At 74.5% G+C, this 19,375-nt stretch carries 23 protein-coding genes; 8 read left to right on the top strand and 15 right to left on the bottom strand.

The features are described from left to right. Positions 1–127: 127 nt before the first annotated feature. The 3 genes from DMP15_RS00235 to DMP15_RS00225 all read left to right on the top strand — a co-directional run bounded on the left by DMP15_RS00235 (position 128) and on the right by DMP15_RS00225 (position 2,826). A complete protein-coding gene (locus tag DMP15_RS00235) occupies positions 128–652 on the top strand; it encodes a PadR family transcriptional regulator (RefSeq protein WP_179761251.1) in 525 nt (174 codons plus the stop codon). After that, positions 645–1,655 (top strand): BtrH N-terminal domain-containing protein, encoded by a 1,011-nt coding sequence (locus tag DMP15_RS00230; protein ID WP_161152813.1) that lies wholly within the window; start codon positions 645–647, stop codon positions 1,653–1,655. The genes DMP15_RS00235 and DMP15_RS00230 overlap by 8 nt, the downstream gene beginning before the upstream one ends. A gap of 226 nt (positions 1,656–1,881) precedes the next feature. Continuing rightward, positions 1,882–2,826 carry an acetyltransferase gene (locus tag DMP15_RS00225; RefSeq protein ID WP_337825320.1) on the top strand — a complete coding sequence of 315 codons (945 nt, stop codon included), beginning with the start codon at positions 1,882–1,884 and terminating at the stop codon, positions 2,824–2,826. Between the two features lie 5 nt (positions 2,827–2,831). On the opposite strand, the gene DMP15_RS00220 is transcribed toward DMP15_RS00225, so the two are convergent. After that, positions 2,832–3,272, bottom strand: coding sequence for an NUDIX domain-containing protein (locus DMP15_RS00220; protein ID WP_157818432.1), 441 nt, complete (start codon positions 3,270–3,272; stop codon positions 2,832–2,834). Positions 3,273–3,304: 32 nt separating this feature from the next. On the opposite strand from DMP15_RS00220, the gene DMP15_RS00215 reads away from it, so the two are divergent. Beyond that, positions 3,305–3,655 (top strand): TraR/DksA family transcriptional regulator, encoded by a 351-nt coding sequence (locus DMP15_RS00215; protein WP_161152812.1) that lies wholly within the window; start codon positions 3,305–3,307, stop codon positions 3,653–3,655. Here DMP15_RS00215 and DMP15_RS00210 read toward each other — a convergent pair. The 5 genes from DMP15_RS00210 to DMP15_RS00190 form a co-directional block, all read right to left on the bottom strand. After that, on the bottom strand, positions 3,618–3,806 hold the full coding sequence (locus tag DMP15_RS00210; protein WP_161152811.1) for a hypothetical protein: 189 nt from the start codon (positions 3,804–3,806) through the stop codon (positions 3,618–3,620). The genes DMP15_RS00215 and DMP15_RS00210 overlap by 38 nt on opposite strands. After that, the gene (locus DMP15_RS00205; RefSeq protein WP_161152810.1) at positions 3,803–5,182 is read right to left on the bottom strand and encodes a sensor histidine kinase; all 1,380 of its coding nucleotides are present in this window, start codon (positions 5,180–5,182) and stop codon (positions 3,803–3,805) included. Before DMP15_RS00205 ends, DMP15_RS00210 begins: the two co-directional genes overlap by 4 nt. Before the next feature lie 14 nt (positions 5,183–5,196). Further along, the gene (locus DMP15_RS00200) at positions 5,197–5,943 is read right to left on the bottom strand and encodes a response regulator transcription factor (protein WP_073575886.1); all 747 of its coding nucleotides are present in this window, start codon (positions 5,941–5,943) and stop codon (positions 5,197–5,199) included. 317 nt (positions 5,944–6,260) lie between these two features. Further along, entirely contained in the window at positions 6,261–6,686 is a 426-nt protein-coding gene (locus tag DMP15_RS00195; protein ID WP_083658659.1) for a DUF4383 domain-containing protein, read from the bottom strand. A 103-nt stretch (positions 6,687–6,789) separates the two neighbouring features. Beyond that, positions 6,790–7,677, bottom strand: a complete 888-nt coding sequence (locus DMP15_RS00190; RefSeq protein ID WP_337825319.1) for a nicotianamine synthase family protein — start codon at positions 7,675–7,677, stop codon at positions 6,790–6,792. Positions 7,678–7,794: 117 nt separating this feature from the next. Between DMP15_RS00190 and DMP15_RS00185 the strand changes: the two genes are divergently transcribed. The 3 genes from DMP15_RS00185 to DMP15_RS00175 are packed head-to-tail and all read left to right on the top strand — an operon-like array spanning position 7,795 to position 9,417. Beyond that, complete coding sequence (locus DMP15_RS00185) at positions 7,795–8,124, top strand: DMT family transporter (RefSeq protein WP_062399751.1); 330 nt, start codon at positions 7,795–7,797, stop codon at positions 8,122–8,124. Further along, positions 8,117–8,671, top strand: a complete 555-nt coding sequence (locus DMP15_RS00180) for a TetR/AcrR family transcriptional regulator (protein WP_073575889.1) — start codon at positions 8,117–8,119, stop codon at positions 8,669–8,671. The genes DMP15_RS00185 and DMP15_RS00180 overlap by 8 nt, the downstream gene beginning before the upstream one ends. 29 nt (positions 8,672–8,700) lie before the next feature. Then, complete coding sequence (locus DMP15_RS00175; protein WP_073575890.1) at positions 8,701–9,417, top strand: metal-dependent transcriptional regulator; 717 nt, start codon at positions 8,701–8,703, stop codon at positions 9,415–9,417. A 36-nt stretch (positions 9,418–9,453) separates the two neighbouring features. On the opposite strand, the gene DMP15_RS00170 is transcribed toward DMP15_RS00175, so the two are convergent. The 3 genes from DMP15_RS00170 to DMP15_RS00160 all read right to left on the bottom strand — a co-directional run bounded on the left by DMP15_RS00170 (position 9,454) and on the right by DMP15_RS00160 (position 12,265). Then, on the bottom strand, positions 9,454–11,178 hold the full coding sequence (locus DMP15_RS00170) for a BCCT family transporter (protein ID WP_434094282.1): 1,725 nt from the start codon (positions 11,176–11,178) through the stop codon (positions 9,454–9,456). Positions 11,179–11,519: 341 nt separating this feature from the next. Further along, positions 11,520–12,065, bottom strand: a complete 546-nt coding sequence (locus DMP15_RS00165) for a Dps family protein (protein WP_073575892.1) — start codon at positions 12,063–12,065, stop codon at positions 11,520–11,522. 35 nt (positions 12,066–12,100) lie between these two features. After that, positions 12,101–12,265, bottom strand: a complete 165-nt coding sequence (locus DMP15_RS00160; RefSeq protein WP_161152807.1) for a hypothetical protein — start codon at positions 12,263–12,265, stop codon at positions 12,101–12,103. A gap of 98 nt (positions 12,266–12,363) precedes the next feature. On the opposite strand from DMP15_RS00160, the gene DMP15_RS00155 reads away from it, so the two are divergent. Further along, the gene (locus DMP15_RS00155; protein WP_073575894.1) at positions 12,364–13,323 is read left to right on the top strand and encodes a ring-cleaving dioxygenase; all 960 of its coding nucleotides are present in this window, start codon (positions 12,364–12,366) and stop codon (positions 13,321–13,323) included. Between the two features lie 18 nt (positions 13,324–13,341). Here DMP15_RS00155 and DMP15_RS00150 read toward each other — a convergent pair whose 3' ends face one another. The 6 genes from DMP15_RS00150 to DMP15_RS00125 all read right to left on the bottom strand — a co-directional run bounded on the left by DMP15_RS00150 (position 13,342) and on the right by DMP15_RS00125 (position 19,341). Then, entirely contained in the window at positions 13,342–13,704 is a 363-nt protein-coding gene (locus DMP15_RS00150; protein WP_073575895.1) for an STAS domain-containing protein, read from the bottom strand. Further along, a complete protein-coding gene (locus DMP15_RS00145) occupies positions 13,701–14,813 on the bottom strand; it encodes a cobalamin B12-binding domain-containing protein (RefSeq protein ID WP_083658661.1) in 1,113 nt (370 codons plus the stop codon). The genes DMP15_RS00150 and DMP15_RS00145 overlap by 4 nt, the downstream gene beginning before the upstream one ends. Next, positions 14,810–16,459 (bottom strand): PP2C family protein-serine/threonine phosphatase, encoded by a 1,650-nt coding sequence (locus tag DMP15_RS00140; protein WP_083658662.1) that lies wholly within the window; start codon positions 16,457–16,459, stop codon positions 14,810–14,812. Before DMP15_RS00140 ends, DMP15_RS00145 begins: the two co-directional genes overlap by 4 nt. A 131-nt stretch (positions 16,460–16,590) precedes the next feature. Continuing rightward, entirely contained in the window at positions 16,591–17,397 is an 807-nt protein-coding gene (locus DMP15_RS00135; protein WP_217266899.1) for a YqjF family protein, read from the bottom strand. Further along, on the bottom strand, positions 17,394–18,068 hold the full coding sequence (locus tag DMP15_RS00130; protein WP_073575896.1) for a DUF4383 domain-containing protein: 675 nt from the start codon (positions 18,066–18,068) through the stop codon (positions 17,394–17,396). Before DMP15_RS00130 ends, DMP15_RS00135 begins: the two co-directional genes overlap by 4 nt. Positions 18,069–18,186: 118 nt before the next feature. Beyond that, positions 18,187–19,341, bottom strand: a complete 1,155-nt coding sequence (locus DMP15_RS00125) for an AI-2E family transporter (protein ID WP_337825317.1) — start codon at positions 19,339–19,341, stop codon at positions 18,187–18,189. Between the last annotated feature and the right edge of the window lie 34 nt (positions 19,342–19,375).

Raw genomic sequence — 19,375 nt, 5'->3', positions numbered from 1 at the left:
TACAGCAGGCGGAGACGCTAGGAGCGGCACGTTGCGTCGGCGTCTCGCGCCGGTGTCGTCGTGTTTCGCGCGGGGGAGGTCGCATGCGGGGCGGTCTGTAGCGCTATTCCAGTGCTAGAATACAACCGTGGAGCTGACCCTCGGCGAGCTCGTCGTCCTCGGGACCCTGGCCGAGCGTCCGCGCCACGGCTACGACATCGAACAGGTCGTCGAGCAGCGCGGCGTCCGCCGCTGGACCGACATCGGCTTCTCCTCGATCTACTACCTGCTCGACAAGCTGACCGCCCGCGGCCTGGCCGAGGCCGACGACGACCGCCCCTCCCCGAAGGCCCGCCGCGTCGTGCGCATCACCGACCGGGGGCGCCGCACCGCGGCCGCCGGCGTCCGCGAGCTGCTCGCCGACGCCGGGGTCCCCGCCCGCTCCTTCGTCGCCGGCCTCGCCCACGCGGGCCTGCTCCCCGCGCACGAGGTCGACGAGGCGCTCCGGACCCGGCTCGTCGGCCTCGACGCCCGCATCGACGCGGTCGTCGCCGCCCGCACGGCGCAGGAGCCCCTCCCGCCGGAGGCGCGCGACGTCTTCTCGTTCTCCCTGTCCCAGCTGCGTGCGGAGAGGTCGTGGCTCGCCGAGCGGGTCCAGGTGCCCGATGAGTGATGCATCCACCGGCGTCCCGGCCACGGGAGGCGTCCACTGCGAGACGACGGCGCTCGGCGCGCTCCTCGGGCACGCCGGCGTCCACCTCGCCGAACCGGTGCTGTTCGGGCTCGGCTCCGGGCTGTCGTTCGTGTACTGGGACTCGAAGCGGCAGCCGGTGCCGTTCCTGGGCGGGCGGGTCAAGCCCTTCGAGCTGACCCGCACCCTCGCCCGCCGCCTCGGCCTCGACCTGCGCGTCCAGGAGACCTCGTCCGCCCGCCGGGGGTGGGACCAGGTGCGCACCCTCGTCGACGACGGCGTGCCCGTCGGGCTGCAGCTCGACAGCCACGACCTGGACTACTTCGGCTCCCGGGTCCACTTCGCGGGTCACGTCGTGGCCCTCCTCGGCTACGACGAGGAGTCCGCGTACCTCCTCGACACCGCGCAGCAGGGCGGCCGGGTCAGCACGAGCCTGGAGAGTCTGGCCCGGGCGCGCGCGGCGCGCGGACCCATGTCGGCGCCGCACCGCTCGTTCACCCTCGGACCGCTCCGGGAGCCGGTCGACCCCGTCCCCGCGATCGCGCCCGCGATCGTCGAGTGCGCCGAGGCGTTCCTGCACCCGCCGATCGCCAACATCGGGCACCGCGGCATCCGGACGACGGCGAAGCGCGCCCCGTCCTGGCTCGACCGCGTCGAGGACCCGCCCCGGGACCTGCCCCAGATGGCGATGCTCATGGAACGGGCCGGTACCGGCGGGGCACTGTTCCGGACCCTCTACCGCGACTTCCTCACCGCCTGCCTGCCGCTGCTCGACGACGGCGACGGGCCGGGCGGACGCGCCGCGGCGGTCGAACGGGGCCGGGACCTGTTCGCCGAGTCGGCGACGCTCTGGACCCGCGTCGCCGGCCTCGTCGAGCGCGCCGGGCTCGACGGGGACCCGGCCGGCCTGACCGAGGCCGCAGGGCTGCTGCTACGGATCGCGGACCTGGAGACCGCGGCCATGGGCACGCTCCGGTCGCTCTGAGCCGGGCCGGGGTCAGTCGGTGCCCCGGGCCCGGCCGCCGCCCGCCGGCACGGCGAGCGCCCCGGGCGCAGCGACGAGCTGCGGCAGGAGGACGTCCAGGACGGTCACGGGACGATCGTCGACGGTTCCGGGCCCGGTGTCGACCGCGGTCCGGCCCACCCGTCCCGTGGTGGGACACCGGCCGGTGCCGGGCGAACCCGGTCGACACCGCTGCGATCCTGGCCCGGTGAGCAGCTTCCCGACCGTCCGCCCGGCCACCCCCGCCGACCACCCCGGGCTGGTCCGCATCTGGCGCCGCGCCGTCGAGGCCACGCACACCTTCCTCACCGCGGCCGACGTCGACGCGATCGAGACCGAGGTCCGCACGGCGGCCCTGCCGGGTCTGACGGTCCTGGTCGCGCAGCGCGACGACGGCACCCCGGTCGGCTGGGTCGGCACCGACGGCCACCGGGTGGAGGCGCTGTTCGTCGACCCGTCCGCGCACGGCGGGGGCGTCGGATCGGCCCTGCTGGCCGCGGCCACCACCGGGATGCCGCGGGTGGAGCTCGACGTGAACGAGCAGAACCCGGGCGCGGTCGGGTTCTACGAGCACCTCGGCTTCGTCCGGACCGGGCGCTCCGGGCGCGACGGGCAGGGCAGGCCGTTCCCGCTGCTGCACCTGCGCCGCGACCGGCTCCCCGAGCCGTCCGACCCGGCGTCGTCGACGACCGCGCTGCTGCTCGGCTACGTCGACTTCTACCGCGAGCGCGTCCTCGCCAGGTACGCCACGCTGCCGGTGGCCGACTGCACGACCGGACGGCTGCCGTCGGGCTGGTCTCCCGCGGAGCTGCTGCACCACCTGAGCTGCATGGAGCGCCGCTGGCTGGAGTGGGGCTTCGTCGACGCCGACCTCCCGGACCCCTGGGCCGACCACGTCGACGGGCGGTGGGCGCTGCCGCCCGGGGTCGGCGCGGACGACGTCGTCGCCGCGCTCTCCGCGCAGGGCCTGCGTACCCGCGAGATCGCGGAGTCGGTGGGGCCCGGAGCCGCGGGGTTGCCGAGCGGGCGCTGGGCCGGTGCACCGCCCGCGACGATCGAACGGACCCTGCTGCACGTCGTCCAGGAGTACGCCCGCCACCTCGGCCACCTGGACGTCGTCGTCGAGCTCGCCACCGGCTCCACCGGCGAGTAGCCGCGTCAGGTCGCGACGCGGTGCAGGTCCCACCCGTCGAGTGCGACGCCGGGGCGGCGCCAGGCGTGCCGGACGGCGGCGGTGTGGGCGAACACCGGTCCGGGCAGGGCGTCCGGGTCGGTCCAGGTCCAGGAGTCGGTCGCGTGCGGCTCGGTCACCCGCAGCACGGCGCCGGCGGGCGCGGGCACGTGCACCGCGAACGTGACGCCCGGGCCGTCGAGCCGCACGCACACCGCGACCAGCGTGCCGGAGGCCGCGACGACACCGGTCTCCTCGGCGAGCTCGCGCAGCGCCGCGGCGACGACCGGCTCCCCGCCCTCCAGGTGCCCGCCCGGGAACGACCAGCTCGGGCTCTCCCCGGCGGTGATCCGGTGACCGACGGCGACGGTGCCGTCGGCGCGTTCCAGGACGACCCCGACACCGGACACCGGACGAAAAAGGCTCACCACCGCAGTCTGCCGGGGCGCATCCTGGGGTGGTGGACCCCACCACCCTCGCCGCCGCCCGCGCCCGCGCACAGGAGTGGGTCGGCTCGCTGCGCCGCGAGCTCGACGCGCTCGCCGATCAGCAGGCCCTGACCAGCCACGACGACGAGCACGACCCGGAGGGCGTCACGATCGCGGTGCAGCGTGCCCAGCTGCAGGGGCTGCTCGCCGCCGCCGAGCAGGAGCGCGACGAGCTCGACCGGGCGGCCGACCGCCTGGCCACGGGCGGCTACGGGCGTTGCGCCGTCTGCGGCGGACCGATCGCGCCGGAACGGCTGGAGGCGCTGCCCGCCGCGACGACCTGCATCAGCTGCGCGTCGGACCCGCGCCGCCGTCGCCGGTAGTCGCTGTCGGGGGTGGGAGCACCGTCACCGTCGGGGTGGGGGAGGTCGTGCCGCTGGGCAGGTCGATCGGCTCCGGCTCGTCGTCGAGGGTCACCCCGCACCCGGCGACGAGCAGCAGCCCCAGCACGGCGGTGCACAGCCGCGTCCTCACCTGTCCACCCCCGGCAGCTCGACGACGACCCGGGTCCCGCCGCCGGGTCGTTCCTCCACCCACACCCGGCCGTCGTGCCGGCGCACGTGCGCGGCGACCAGGGACAGGCCGAGACCGGTGCCGCCGCCGTCGCCGCGGCTGCCGGCCAGGGTGCCACGGGCGAACCGCTCGAACACCGCCAGCCGCTGTTCGGGCGGGATGCCGGGGCCCGCGTCGTCGACCTCGATCCGGGCGTACCGGTCCCGGGGCGCGACGCCGATCCGCCGCGCGCCGCCGCCGTGCGCGTCGGCGTTGTCCAGGAGGTTGCCCAGGATCTGGTCGAGGCGGCGGCGGTCGACCCGCACGGTCACCGGCTCCGGGGCGTCGACCTCGGGGACGTGCTCCCCGCCGCGGACCGCGACGAGACCGTGGACCAGTGCACCGAGCTCGCCGTCCTCGCGCTGCAGGGTGTCGCTGCGGGAGATCTCCAGCAGGTCCAGGACCATCCGGCGGAAGCGCTGGATCTCGCCGTCGAGCAGCTCGACCGCCTCCCGCGCGGTCGGTGCGAGCTCGTCGCGCCGCCGGGTCAGCACCGCGGCCGCGTTCACCAGTGTCGTCAGCGGCGACCGCAGCTCGTGCGAGACGTCCGCGGCGAACCGGGCGTCGCGCGACACCCGCTGCTCCAGGTCGTCGGCGGTCCGGTTGAAGGTCGCGACGAGCGGGGCGAGCTCGGCGTCGGTGCTCGACGGCAGCCGCGCGGTCAGGTCACCCCCGGCGATCCGTGCCGCGGCCCGGGTCACGGCGGTGAGCGGCAGCAGCGCGCGCCGCCCGGCCCACTGGCCCAGCGCGAGCCCGAGCAGCGCGCTCACCGCGACCCCGGTGAACAGCACGACGCTGAGGAACCTCAGGTTGGCGTCGAGCCGCTGCATCGGGAAGACCTCGACGAACACGTCGCCGCCCGGCATCGGCGCCGCGACGACGACGCTCGGCATCCCCGCCACCATCACCCGCTGCCGCGCCCCGGTCCCGTTCTCCGCCAGCGCCAGCACACCCGCCGGCAGCAGGTCGGGTTCGACCTCGCGGCCGCTGGTCGTCCAGGCGCCGTCGCGGCGCAGCGCGACCGTGGTGTCCGGGGTGCCCGCGAGGCCGGTCAACAGGTCGTCGAGCCCGCCGACGTCGGCGGTGTCGGCCATCGCCCGCTCGACGAGCTGGAGGTTCACCGCGAGCTGCCGGGTCGCGCTCTCCACCCGCTGCTCCACCAGGTAGTACGACGCGAGGTTCCAGGTGACCGTCGCGAACAGCCCGGTCACCACCAGCGACACCCCGGCGAACGCGACGCCGATCCGGTGACGCAGCGGAAGCCGGCCCAGCGGCAGTCGGTCCAGCACGGACCGCATCCTGCCGCGCCCGCTCACCCGCCGCGGCCCGAGGCGGGGGCGGCGCCCGGCAGCGCGGCGTCCGGTCCGGCGTCGCCGACCTTGTACCCGGCGCCGCGCACGGTCAACACGAGGACCGGCCGGTCCGGGTCGAGCTCGACCTTGCGCCGCAGCCGTCGCACGTGGACGTCCAGCAGCCGGGTGTCGCCGTGGTACTCGTAGCCCCACACCCGCGACAGCAGCTCGTCGCGGGTCACGATCCGCCCGCCCGCCGCGGCGAGCTCGGCGAACAGCCGGAACTCGGTGCGGGTCAGGTGCACCGGGGCGCCGTCGCGGAGCACGGTGCCCTCGTCCGGGCGCAGCTCGACGTCGCCGACGGTGATCCGGCGCGGTGCCGCCGGAGTCGGACGTCGCCGGCGCAGCAGCGCCCGGATGCGGGCGGCCAGCTCCCCGGCCACCAGGGGCTTGGTGACGTAGTCGTCGGCGCCCGCCTCCAGGCCGGCGATGACGTCGGCGGAGTCGGAGCGCGCGGTCACCATGATGATCGGCAGGTCACCGGTCTCGCGCAGCCGCCGGCAGACGGTGAGGCCGTCGATGCCCGGCAGCATGAGGTCCAGCAGCACGAGGTCGACGCCCGGGCGGGCGGCACTGACCAGGGCCTGCTCGCCGGTGTGGACCGCGTCGACGTCGACGCCCTCGTCGCCCAGGGCGAGGCCGAGCGCGCGCCCGATCCGGACGTCGTCGTCGACCAGCAGCACCCGGGTCCGGCCGTGTTCGCTCATGATGACGGCGATTCCACCGGATCCGGGCCGGTTCCGTCGATCCCGGCGTCGGGCCCGGCACGATCGTCAGGCGATCGCAAGCCCGACGGGGGCGTGACGGCGGCGCCGCAGCGCCAGCAGGTCTGCGGCGGCCCGCCGTCGTCGGTGGGCGAGGGCATCGCCCCGCAGTCCGGGCAGAGCCGGTCCAGCCAGCACACCGGGTCGCCGACCTCGGCCTCGTGGCCGTGGTCGGGGTGTCGTCCGGTGACCGGGGTCCCGGCGGACGGTGTGTCGGACACACCGCCATCGGACCACGGGGGTCACGCCCCGTCCAGGTCTCAGGCCGCGGCGGCTCCGCGGCGGCCCGGACGCACCACGGGACGGCCGCGCAGCAGCGTCGCGCAGCCGACCATCGCGACGGCGACGACCACCAGGGCCGCGCCCACGGCGTCCAGGGCGACGGCGGCGCTCAGCAGCGCGACGGCGCCACCGGCCACGAGCACCACCCGCGACGCGGCACCGGAGCGCGCCGAGGCCAGCCCGGCCACGCCGATGACGAGGTGCAGCACGTTCTGCAGCACCGACACCGGCAGCAGCCCGGCAAGCGCCGCGGTACCCGCACCGGGCAGCACGGCGAGCTCACCGGAGGTCACGCCCGGGACGAAGCCCAGGGCTCCGACCAGCAGGAACGCCGCGGCGAACGCCGCCGCGACCGGCTGTACCGGGGTGTAGGGCCGGGAGAACCCGCCCGTCGTCCGCATCATGTCCCGACCTCCTCGGTCCGTCGTCCTCCGGCGCGTCGCTGCGCCCCTCGTCGGGGTCCGGTTGCCCGGCCGGAGGCGCTCCGAACCGCGGTAGCGACGCACCTCACGTGGCGGCGCGGGCCACCAGGACGGAGTTGACGACGTCGGTGCGCGGGTGCACCTCGAGGAGTACGTCGAGTGCAGGCAGGTCGGCTGGGACGATCTCCGGGTAGAGCAGGGTCCGCAGCCCGGCGGCGGACCGCACGAGCAGGGTCGTGCCGGGCCCGGTCGCGGTGGTCAGCCGGGCGGTGATCGCGGCCTTGGTGGCGGCGTCCGGACCGACCAGGGCCCCGACGAGCACGAGGTCGGCCCTGCCCAGTTCGTCGGCGAGCGCGGGGGACAGCTGCGGGTCGTCGAGATCGGCGACCAGGCTGCGGACCCGCCCGTCCGCCCCGAGGGCGGCGGTGACCGCGTCCCCCGCGGCGACGGCCGCCCGGTCCCGGTCGACGTGCAGCACCTGCGCGCCGTGCCCGGTGGCCAGCACCAGGCCGGTCAGCGGCAGGGGCCCCGACCCGAGCACGACGACGCGCCGCGGCGCGGGCAGTCCGACGGCGGTCAGCGCGGCGAGCTCCAGCCGGACGAGGTCGTGGTAGTTGCCCAGGTAGGGGAACCGGTCCAGCTCGGCCCGCGGGTCGGGGGCGGCGGCGATCCGGCCCGCCCAGTGGTTCTCCATGTGGCCCTCGCCGGTCGCGGCGAGGGTCCGCAGGGCGTCCGAGTGCGGGGCGACCTGTGCCAGGACGCCCTCGGTGCAGCCGGCGGGCGGGAAGCAGCAGAGTCCGACGAGCTCGCCGAACGCGGCGTCGGTGTCCGGGGCGGGGCGCAGGTCGGTGCGCTCCAGGCGTCGTCGCAGGTCCACGAGTCGTGTCGCGACGGCGGCGACGGAGCCGTCGCCGCGGGGACGGCGGGGTGCGGGAGAACCGGGCGCGGTCGTCCGACTGCTCTGCGTGGTCACGATGATCCACCGTAAGCCAATGACAACCATTTCGTGCTCGGTCGTCCGGGTGGCGGGAAACTTGAGCGAACGCTCTACAATATGGCAAGGAGCGGACAGAGGGGGAGGAGTCCGGCGATGTGGGGTTGGCTCGCGCTCGCGATCGGCGCCGAGGTCACCGGAACGGTGGCGCTGCGGTTCTCGCAGGGTTTCAGCAGGCTGGTGCCGTCGATGATCACGGTGGTGGGCTACGGGCTGGCGTTCTGGTCGCTGTCCCAGGCGCTCGGCCGGGGGATGGCGCTCGGGATCGCCTACGGAACCTGGGCCGCGGCCGGGGTGGCGCTGGTCGCGCTGATCGGGGTGTTCTTCCTCGGTGAGTCGTTGACCTGGGTCCAGCTCGGCGGGATCGCGCTCGTCATCGCCGGGGTGCTCGCCCTGGAGCTGGGCGGCGCGACCGCGCATGCCTGATGCGATCGGACAGGACACCTCCGAGGCCGACGGTCGCCGCCGCCGCGGGGACCGGCGCCGCCGCGAGCTGGTCGGGGCCACGCTGCGGCTGGTCGGCGCCGGCGGGGTCGCCGCGGTCAGCCAGCGCGCGGTCGCCGCGGAGGCCGGCGTGCCGCCCAGCGCGGTCTTCTACTACCACCCCAGTGTCGACGCGCTGCTGGTCGCGACGCTCACCGCGGTCAACGACCGCTGGATCGCCCGGCTCGACGCGGTCACCGTCCCGGGCGACCTCGTCGCGCTGGTCGAGGACTGCGTCCGTCAGGAACGGGTCACCGCGATCGCCGAGTACGAGCTGTTCCTGCTGGCCGCGCGGCGCCCGGACCTACGCGGTGAGCTGGACCGCTGGGACGTCGCGCTCGCCGCGGCCGCCGCCCGGCTCCTGCCCGACGACGCCGACCGGCGTGCGCTGCTGACCGCCGCGGTCAACGGGCTCACCCTGAGCGGTGCCCTCGGCTCGCCGGTCGACCCCGCCCTCCTGGCCCGGCTCTGCGCGGCCGGGACCGCCTGAGCCGCCGTCGCCGGGATACCGTGGTGGGCATGAGCGCGGAGCGCCTCTCGGAGTCCGTGGAGAACTACCTGAAGACCATCTTCCTGCTCTCGGAGCGGTGGGAGGGGTCGGTCGGGGTCTCCGCGCTGGCCGAGCGGCTGCGGGTCTCGTCGCCGTCGGCGTCGGGGATGGTGCGCAAGCTCGTCGACGCCGGACTGGTCGACCACGCCCGCTACGCCGGGATCACGCTCACCGCCGCCGGGCGGGTGTCCGCGCTCGCCGTGGTGCGCAGGCACCGGCTGCTGGAGATGTTCCTGGTCACCGAGCTGGACCTGGCGTGGGACGAGGTGCACGAGGAGGCCGAGGCGCTCGAGCACGCCGTCTCCGACCGGCTGCTCGACCGGATCGACACCCGACTCGGGCACCCGCGGTTCGACCCGCACGGCGACCCCATCCCGGCCCGGGACGGCACGATGCCCGTGGTCCACGCCCGCCGGCTGCCGGACCTGCGCTACGGCGAGGGTGGCACCCTGGTACGCGTCGACGACACCGACCCCGAGGTGCTCCGTTTCCTCGACGCGCACGACGTCCGGCTCGGCGACCGGGTGGACCTGCTGACCCGCAAGCCCTTCGAGGGGCCGTTCGTGGTGCGGCTGCGCCGCTCCCGCGAGCAGGCACACCCCGCCCCGGGCGAGGCCGAGCACGAGTGGGGCCCGGCGCTCGCGACGGCCCTGTGGGTGGGCGGCGACGAGCACGGGCACCCGTGAGGTCCCGGGGCCCGGGTGTCCGGGCCCCGGGATCCGTCAGGTCGAGCCCTGGCGCCGCTCGAGCGCGACGTCCCCCGCGTGGTCGAGGACGTCGTCGCCGGAGTCCGGCTCGACCTCGTCCGAGGTCGCCATGGTGGCGACCGCGGTCTCGGAGTAGAGGGCCCCGTTGGGGTCGATGGTGGCCCGGCCGCCGTCGACCTCCGCCCGCTCGGTCGTGAGGTCGTCCGTTCGTGCGGTGCTGCTCCTCAGAGCCAGAGCTGGCGATGCCTCGACCGGCAGCGCGACGACGAACCGCTCACTGCGCAGGCCCCTCATGAGACCGACAGCCATGAGGATCAGCACGATGCACAGCGGCAACCCGGCGAGGATGGAGGCGGTCTGCAGGGCGGAGAGCGCATCCGCGCCCGCGGCCGCCCCGGCCCCGAGCAGTACGGCGGCGATGACGCCTTCGAGTACGGCCCAGAACAGGCGCTGCTGCCAACGGGGGTTCGGGTCTCCTCCGTTGGTCAGGATGTCGATCACGAGGGAACCCGAGTCCGACGATGTCGCGAAGAACAGCACCACCACCACGATCGACAGCACCGACGCGAGCAGGGTGAGGATCTCCGGGACCGGCAGCTGCTGCAGGAGCAGGAACATCGAGGTCTCCGGCGAGTCCGGGGCGCCCGCCAGCGGGTTCGCCGGGTCGGCCCGCAGGATGTCCAGGGCGGTGTCGCCGAAGACCGTCATCCACACCATGGACGCGCCGACCGGGGCGAACAGTGCACCGGCGACGAACTGGCGGATCGTGCGGCCGTAGGAGATGCGGGCCAGGAACATGCCGACGAACGGCGACCACGAGATCCACCACCCCCAGTAGAACAGCGTCCAACCGGACTGCCAGCTCTGGGCGTCGGCGTCACCGGGGAAGGTCTGGAAGCTCAACCCCGGCAGTTGCTGGACGTAGGTGCCCACGTTGGCCGCCGTCGAGTTCAGCAGGTCCCGGGTGGGTCCGAAGAAGAACACGAACAGCATCAGCGCCAGCGCCAGCCACAGGTTGATCAGCGACAGGTTCCGGATGCCCTTGTCGATCCCCAGCAGGACCGACACGGCCGCGACCGAGGTGATGAGCAGGATCAGCACGACCTGCAGCGGCGTGCTGTTCTCCAGCCCGAACAGGGTCTCCAGCCCCGCGCCGACCTGCTGCGCCCCGATCCCCAGCGAGGTCGCGAGTCCGAACAGCGTGCCGAACACCGCGACGACGTCGACCAGGTAGCCCGGCCAGGAGTTGATGCGATGCCCGATCAGCGGGTAGAGCGCCGCGGCCGGGCGGAGCGGCAATCCCTTGCGGAAGGAGAAGTAGCCCAGCGAGAGCCCGAGGACGATGTAGATCGCCCACGGGTGCAGGCCCCAGTGATAGAAGGTGTAGAGCATGGCGTTCTCCGCCGCCTCCGCCGTCCCGGCCTCGCCGGTCGGGGGACTCGTGAAATGCGTCAGCGGTTCGGCGACGGCGTAGAAGACCAGTCCGATGCCCATGCCCGCCGTGAACAGCATCGCGAACCACGAGACGGTCTTGTACTCCGGCGTCGAGTCCGACGGCCCGAGTTTGACCCGGCCGAAGCGCGAGGCCATGAGCACGACGACGAACACGACGAAGGCGCTCGCGGTGAAGATGTAGAGCCAGCCGAGGTTGCCGGTCACGACCGAGTTCACGGAGTCGGCGACGGAGCCGAGCGAGGCGGGGGCGACTGCGCCCCACAGTACGAAGGCGAGTGCGAGCACCGCCGATGACACGAAGACGGGAGGGCTCGTGTGCTCCCTGAGATAGCGGGCGATCACCGTGTACCTCCGGTTGGGGGTTTACGCGTCGATTCGGGTGGAATGTCCGGCACGCGACTGTAGGTCGAGTGGCCGCACGGGGCAGGACATCCGAGGCCGGAAGACGGGGTCGTCGACGCCGTCCCGCAGTCGCTCCGCGGTGTGAGCAGGGCGGATGCCCGGGGCGGCCGTCCCTGGGCTCGAGGAGAACGATTCGGTCACGGCCGGTCCGGAGCACGACACGACCCGGGCCCGGTATCCGTGTGGATACCGGGCCCGGGTCGGTGTCGCGTCGTGGAGGAGGGTCAGCGGGAGGCGTCAGCTGCGCCCTGCTCACCGGCCTTGCCCTGGGTGTTCAGCGAGCCGTCGGCGTTCTCCAGGTGCGCCCGGACGAACCACTGGTACTGCTCCAGCTCGCCGGCCTGGGCGATGAGCATGTCCTCGGTCACGGGGTCGAGCGCGCCGACCTTCTCGATCTGGGTGCGGTGGTCGGAGATGACCCCGGTGTAGACCACGTCGAGCGCGCCGAGGTGGGCGATCGCCTGGTCGCGGCCGATCGAGTAGTCGTCCCAGGTGCGGTCCTTGACCAGCGCGCCGGGGGTGCCGTTGGGCGAGCCGCCCAGGGTCGCGATGCGCTCGGCGACGTCGTCGACGAACCCGCGGACCGCGTCGACCTGCGGGTCGAGCATCTCGTGCACCGCGATGAAGTTCGGGCCGACGACGTTCCAGTGCACGTGCTTGAGCGTGAGCTGGAGGTCGTTCAGGGCGTGCAGACGGTGCTGCAGGATGTCGACGACCTGCTCGGCGTCTCCGCGCTCGAGGCCGGGGACGGTGTAACGGATCGTGGCCATGGTTCTGTGCAGTCCTTCCGTGACGGGTGCGTGGTTCAGGACGCCGCAGTGCGCGGGTCGTCGTCCGCGACGGGCTGGGCGTCGAGGTGGACGCCGTCGCCGTCGGGGGTCTCGTCGACCGGGGTGTCGCTCTGCTCGGTCGGGACCGGGTGGCTCGTGCGCTCGTCCTGCTCGCGCTGGTCCTTCTCGGGCGTCGTCATGACACCCGGGTACCCCGGTCGGGCGGGTTTCATGTCCGGCGTCGGCGGTCCCGGGAACGGGTAGCCGGTGGGGAGCAACCACACCGAGGAGCGATGCGATGACCCCCGGCACGACCGTCACCCCGCACGGGCTGCACCACGTCACGGCGATCGCCGGGGACCCGCAGCGCAACGTGGACTTCTACACCACCGTGCTCGGCCTGCGACTGGTGAAGCGGACGGTGAACTTCGACGCGCCCCAGGTCCACCACCTCTACTACGGCGACGAGGCGGGCCGTCCCGCCACCATCCTCACGTTCTTCCCGTGGCCCGACGTCGAGCCCGGCCGCCAGGGCGCCGGCCTGACGACCGCCACGGCGTTCGGCGTGCCGCCGGAGTCGCTGGGCTGGTGGCAGACCCACCTCGCCGCGCTCGGCGTGGACGCCGACGACCCCCGCACCCGGGACGCGTCGTCGGGTGCCGAGGAGGTCCTGACTCTGCGCGATCCCGACGGGCTGGTGATCGACCTCGTCGCCGCGCCCGGCGACACCCGCTCGGGCTGGGACGGCGCCGGCAACGTGCCCGCCGAGCACGCGGTACGCGGCCTGCACGCGGTGACGCTGTCCGAGGCGGACCTCGAACCGACCCAGCGGATGCTCACCGACCTCGGCATGACCCACGCCGGCGACGACGGCGCCCGCAGCCGCTTCCGTACCACGGGGGACACCGCGACGGCCGTGGACGTGCTCGGCGGCGTCGACGGGCACGGGGTGCAGGCCGGCGGCACGGTGCACCACATCGCGTTCCGGGTGGCGGACCGGGCGACCCAGCAGCAGTGGCGCACCGAGCTGGTGGCCCGCGGCCTGGAGGTCACCGAGATCCTCGACCGGCAGTACTTCACCTCGATCTACTTCCGCGAGCCCGGCGGTGTGCTGTTCGAGATCGCCACCGACGAGCCCGGCTTCACCGTCGACGAGCCGCTGCTCGAACTCGGCCGCGCGCTGAAGCTGCCGCCGTGGCTGGAGCCGGACCGGGCGACGATCGAGGCGAACCTGCCCGCGCTGCGCGACCGGGGGTGACCGCGGCGGCCGGTCGGCTCAGGTGTCGAGCCGCTGCTCGCGGGCCGGCCCGTCGACTCCGGTGAGATGCTCCAGGGTGTTGGTGACGCGCAGCAGCCGCTCCAGCGCACCGACACGGTTGTCGAGGTGGAGCTCGACGCCTGCGGCCCGGGTCCGCCTGCGGATCATCAGCAGCGACGACAGACCGTAGGAGTCGCAGTACCCGATCCCGGCGCAGTCGATCCGCAGTTCACGCAGGCCGGGCCGGTCCGTCAGCAGCACGGCGACGGCGTCGGCGAGCGCGTCGGAGGTGGCGTAGTCGAGGTCACCGGCCGGCGCGACCGTCGCGAGGTCCGGCGCGGGGCTGGTCCAGGTGAGGGACAGCTCTCGCGGGTCGCTCATGCGGGCCTTCCGGTTCGGTGCAGTGTCGTGGAGTCGGCGCCCTCGGTGACGGCGCCGGCCGGGACGGGGGTGCCCGCGCCTCCGGTGAGCGCCGGGGACGTGGTCGCGCGCCGCAGCAGCTCCGACGCCCGGGTGAAGTCGCGCAGCTCGTCGCCGAGCAGATCCAGGACGGGCCGCAGGACGGCCACCGGCACCGACCGGGCCTCGAGCACCTCGGCGGTCCAGCCGAGGAACTGCTCGAACAGCTCCGCGTCACCGGTGTAGAGCGCCACGGACAGGAAGTCGACGATGTGCCGGACGTCCTCGGCGGTGTGCCGGCGCTGGTCGTCGTCGTATCCGGCCATCGCCGGGACACGCTCGGGCAGGCGGTCCAGCACCGTGGCGACCAGCCGCGGGGCACTGCGGGTGACCAGCGTGTACTCCTGGTCGGCCAGGTGCGGCAGGTCGTCCATCGGCTGGGCGTGCGGGTGCGCCGGGGCGGGCAGCCCGTCGGCGAGGGTCTCGGCGGCGGTCCGCGCGTCCGGGGCCCAGGCGTCGGCGCCGAGCAGGCGGGCGTAGCGGCCGTCCGTGCCGAACGCCCGGCCGCCGACGATCACCGGGACACCCGCGGCCTGGCAGGCCGTGATCGTCGCGTGCGCGGTCGGCAGCCGGGTCGCGATCGACGACGACAGCGCCACCGCGTCCGGGCCGGTCCGGTGCAGGTGGGTGACCAGGTGCGCCGCGGGGACCTGCGCGCCCAGGTAGTCGACGGTGAACCCGCGCAGCCGCAGCACCTCGGCCAGCAGCCGGGCGGGCAGCGCGTGCCACTCGCCGTCGACGCAGGCCACGGTCACCCGCCCGCGCCCTCCGCCGTGCCGCCCGCTGGTCAGCGACAGCGTGCTGATCACGCGCTCGTTGATCGCGGTCGCGGCGTGCTCCTGGGCGACGGAGAGGCGGTTGGCCGCCCACTCGAGCCCGACCCGCTGCTGCACCGCGCCGATCACCTCGAGCAGCACGGCCTCCGGCTCCAGGCCGTCCCGCAGCGCGTCGACGACGACGTCGACCGCGCTGTACTCGTCGCCGCGCAGCACCGCGCCCCAGAGGAGGTCGGTGTAGCGCCCGGCCGTCATGCGGTGTACCTGCCCCGGCCCGAACCACCCACCGCGGTGAGGTGCCGGCCGCGCGGAGCGGTGACCGCGAGGACGGCCATGTCGTCGTGGAAGTTGCGCCCCACCCACTCGGTGGCGAGCATCTGCACCCGTTCGACGACGGCCTCGGCCGGCATCCCGGCGCACTCGGCGGCCGCGCGGCGCAGGCGTTCCTCGCCGAACTGGTCGCGCCCGAGCGGGCCGCCCTGGGCCTCGGTGATGCCGTCGGTGAACATCAGGCAGGTCTCGCCGGGCCCGAGCCGGGTCTCCCAGGTCGACGCGTGGATCTCGGGCAGCGCCCCGATCAGCGTGCCGAGCGTCGCGGCCTCCTCGACGCGGCCGTCGGCGCGGATGATCAGCGGCGGCGGATGGCCGGCGCAGGTGATCCGCAGGCGCACGTCGGCCCCGCTGCGCGACACCGACGCCAGCACCAGCGTCACGAAGCGGGCGTGGTCGTCGGAGAGCAGCGCGTTGTTGAGCAGGTGCAGCAGCCGCAGGTGGTCGTCGGCCATCGGCAGCAGCGCGTGCACCGCGCTGCGGATCTTGCCGGTGAGCACGGCGGCCTCGAGGCCCTTACCGCACACGTCCCCGAGCACGGCGAGGGTCTCGTCGGAGCCCTCCGCGCCGGGGTGGACGTCGTAGAAGTCGCCGCCGACCCGCTCGGAGTCCTGCGCGGGCCGGTAGCCGCCGGCGAACTCGACCCCGGAGACGTGCTGCAGCGACGGCGGCAGCAGGTCGCGCATCAGGGTCTCGGTGATCGAGGCCTGCTGGGCGAACATGCGGGCCGCGGACATCGCGAGACCGGACCGGGCGGCGAACTCGCGGGCGGTCGCCTCCTCACCCTCGCTGAACGGCCCGGTGTCGGCGCGGCGCAGGAGCACGATGGCGCCGGCCGGGATGCCGTGCCCCGGCAGCGGGGTGACGACGATCGAGCCGACCTCGCCGAACCCGTCCGGCGTCACCCAGGCGGGGGCGACGGCGGGGTCGATCCAGCGCGACGGGACCGGCGGGAAGCCCTGCAGGGCCTCGGCCAGGCCGGGGACCTCGTCCGGGTCGATGCGCAGTGTCCGGTGCCGGACGGGGCCGTCGGTGACGGCGTCGACGACCTGGAACTGCCCGCGGGTGCCCGGGGTCATCACGAGCGCCCCGTCGGCCAGTCTGCTCACGGCGAGCTGGGCGGTGACCTCCATGCAGCGACCCAGGTTCAGCGAGCCCAGGAGCGCGGCCGAGGCCTCGGACAGGAAAGCGGCGCGGGCCTGCTCCAGGTGCAGCTCGTCGCGGATGGACCGGACGTCGGTGACGTCGATCAGCCACCAGGTGACCGAGCCGTCCTCGTGCCGGACGGGCTGGGCCTCCAGCGCGCGACCGTCGACGATGTCGGAGAACGCGGTGGGGACGCCGCGGTCGGCGCCACCCGCGGTGGCCAGCCACGGGGCGACCCGGGACAGCAGATCCCCGGTACGGGCCCGGGGGAGCAGCGCGCGTGCTGCTCCGTTTGCCTGCAGCACGGTGCCGTCGGCGCCGACGGTGAGCGCGGCGCACGGCGCATCGGCCCAGCGCCGGTCGACCACGGGCGTCGCGTCCGGTAGCACGGTCGCGTCGCCGGTCGTCGGCTCCAGTTCGGTCACATCAGCTCCTGGCCCCTGGCGGGCCGGTCGTCGGCGCCCGGGGAGGCCGGGGCGCGGAACGCCCTACCGTACCGCGTAGGCGACAGGCCCTCATCCGGGGCGCGCGGCGCGGGGGCGGCGATGCGTGCCCCTCACCGGTGCTCGCAGACCCGGCGCCAGCCGCCGAACCGGACGGGCAGACCGGGCGAGGCGAGGACGCTGTCCGGGGGGCCCGACGACGGCGCGGCACCGGCCGCCGCGACCAGGTTCTCGTCGAGGTCGAGCAGCTCGGCGTGGTGGAGCGGCCAGCGCGGGTGGTCGTTGCGCCAGCGGACGGTGCCCAGCGGACGCCGGGTGTGCAGCGCCCAGCGTGCGGTGAGGAAGTGCTCGAGTTCCCCGGGGACGGCCAGCGGGGCGCCGGTGCGGACCCGGGTCCGTGCGGAGACACCGCGCGGGCCCGGGAAGCGGCGTGTGCAGGAATAGGCGATCTCCTCGCCCTCGGCGACCCGCCCGGACACCGTCGACGGCGACCAGTCGTAGGGCAGGGCCGCGACACCCCGCGCGGCGAGCACGGGCAGCATCCGGTCGGCGTCGAGCGAACGGAACACCACGCCCCGGCGACCCTCGTCGTCCACCGAGTACAGCCGGACGTTGGTCTCGGCGAAGCTGCCGAGCCAGGGCAGGCCGGGCAGCGGGCCGAAGCTCAGCCGCCGCATCCGGAAGTGGACGAGCCCGACCCAGGTGACGCCGTCGTGGGTGTCCGGACGGGTGCGGGGCGGCAGCAGCGGCGCCACCGCGGCGGGGTCGGCCCGCCAGTGCAGGAACACCACGTCGGCCCAGTACTGGTGCAGCAGCGGGTGCCGGACCGGGGCGGGCGGGTCCGGGGTGACCGGCTCGGGCGCGACGCCGGGCGGCACCGGTGCGGTGTCCCGGCCCGGTGCCGTGCGGCGGCCGGTCACGCCGGTGCGCCGCCGCGCTCGGTGCGGGCCCTCCACGCGTCGCGGCGCTCACCGGTGTCGCGGATGGCATCGACCTCGGCGAGCATGCGGCGCTGCTCCTCGGTCCCGCCACCGTTCGCGACGAGCCGCTCGGTGTCGGCCAGGGAGCGGGCCGCGGCGATGTCGGCGGCGCCGGCGGGCAGCCGCTGGTCGCGGTCGTCGCCACCCTCGGCGTCGACGACGTGCTTCTGCTCCGCCGCGTAGGGGTTGTCCGACGGCAGCCGGCCGCTGAACCGCCCGTACGCGCCGAGGACCAGCATCACCAGGCCCACGAGCAGGCTGAACACGACGTTCGGCATCCGGAACGCCAGCAGGTTGTACGGCGTGCCGATGAGCAGCACGTTGACCACACCGGACAGCAGGAACAGCGCGCCGACGGTCACACTGACCGTCGAGGCGAACCGGCCGCCCCGGACGGCGGCGCCGACCAGCACCGCGCCGACGACCACCGACACGGTCGACAGCAGCAGGTTCGTGGACAGCCCCAGCACCGGCGACCCGGTGGTGGAGAAGAAGTCGAGGTTGTTCGTGAAGCCCAGCACCCCGAACACCAGGAGCATGATCCCGACGAGCAGGCTGCTGATCCGGTGCAACCCGTTCAGCCGGCGTGCGTCGGACCCGATCGATGACATGACGTCGTCCTCCGTTCGTCGAGCGAGGCACTCCGGGGATAGCCGATCGCCTTCCCGGACAAACCGCGCTGACCTGCGAAGGTGTGCCGTGTCTCGAAACCCGGATCCGGGTTGCGGATCAGACGGGACCGGGGAGCGCGACGGGCCCGGGGCCCTCGCCGCGCAGCGGCCGCGCCGAACGCGGGTCCAGCGGGTCGACGGTGCCCGCGTCGCGCAGCGTCCCGTCGCCGGGCCGGCGCAGTGAGCGGACACCGGCGTCGGCGAGGGTGACCAGCGGCACCGCGAGCAGTGCCCCGGGCACCCCGCCGACGATCAGCCCGGCGCTGATCGGCAGCACCACCGCGAGCGGGTGCAGCCGTACCGACCGGCCCAGCAACAGCGGCTGCAGGATGTAGCCCTCGACGTTCTGCACGATCAGGAGCAGGCCGATCACGAGCAGCGCGTCCACCCAGCCCCCGGAGGCGAGCGCGACGAGCACCGCCACGATCCCGGTGACGACGGCGCCGACGGTCGGGACGAACGCGCCGCAGAAGATCAGCGTGGCCAACGGGACGACCAGCGGAACCCCGATCACCCACAGGCCGACCGCCGCGGTCACCGCGTCGACGGCGGCCACGACGACCGTCGCCCGGGTGTAGCCGACCAGCGACGCGAACGCCCGCCGGCCCGCGACGTCGGCCCTCCGCCGTACGTGCTGCGGGACCGCGCCGAGGACGAACCGCCAGATACGCGCACCGTCGTGGATCAGGAAGATCAACACGAACAGCATCAGCAGGGTCTCGGCGGCCAGCTCGCCCGCGGTCCCCAGGGCGCCGATCACGTTGTTCGCCAGCGCGGCCTGGTTGCGCGCCAAGGTGTCGAGCAGCGACTGGAAGACGGCCGAGAGCTGGGTGTCGTCGAGCCGGAACGGCGGCCCGGCCAGCCGGTCCCGCAGCGCGACGACCGTCTCCCCGATGCTCGCCGACAGGCTCGGCAGCCCGTCGAGGAACGCCGCGACCGCCCACCACAGCACCCCGACCGCCACCGCCAGCCCGCCCGCGACGACGACACCCGTCGCCAGACCGCGGGGAACCAGCGGGACCCGGTTCACGATCCGGGCCACCGGTGCGAGCAGCGCGGCCAGGATCAGCGCGAGAACCACCGGCACGACCAGCACCGCGAGCTGCGCGATCAGCCACAGCACGACGGCGACGGCGGTCGCGACGAGAAGACCGCGCCAGGCCAGGCTCGACGCGATCACCAGACCCCGGGGGATCCGCGGTTCCTCGGTCACCGCGGCCTCCCGGATCGGACGGGGTCGGACTGAC

It is taken from the genome of Pseudonocardia sp. UM4_GMWB1 (assembly GCF_017312155.1).
In the GTDB taxonomy this organism is placed as follows: domain Bacteria; phylum Actinomycetota; class Actinomycetes; order Mycobacteriales; family Pseudonocardiaceae; genus Pseudonocardia; species Pseudonocardia alni.
Note: the sequence above shows the minus strand (reverse complement) of the source record. Positions and strands in the feature narration are given on the sequence as shown.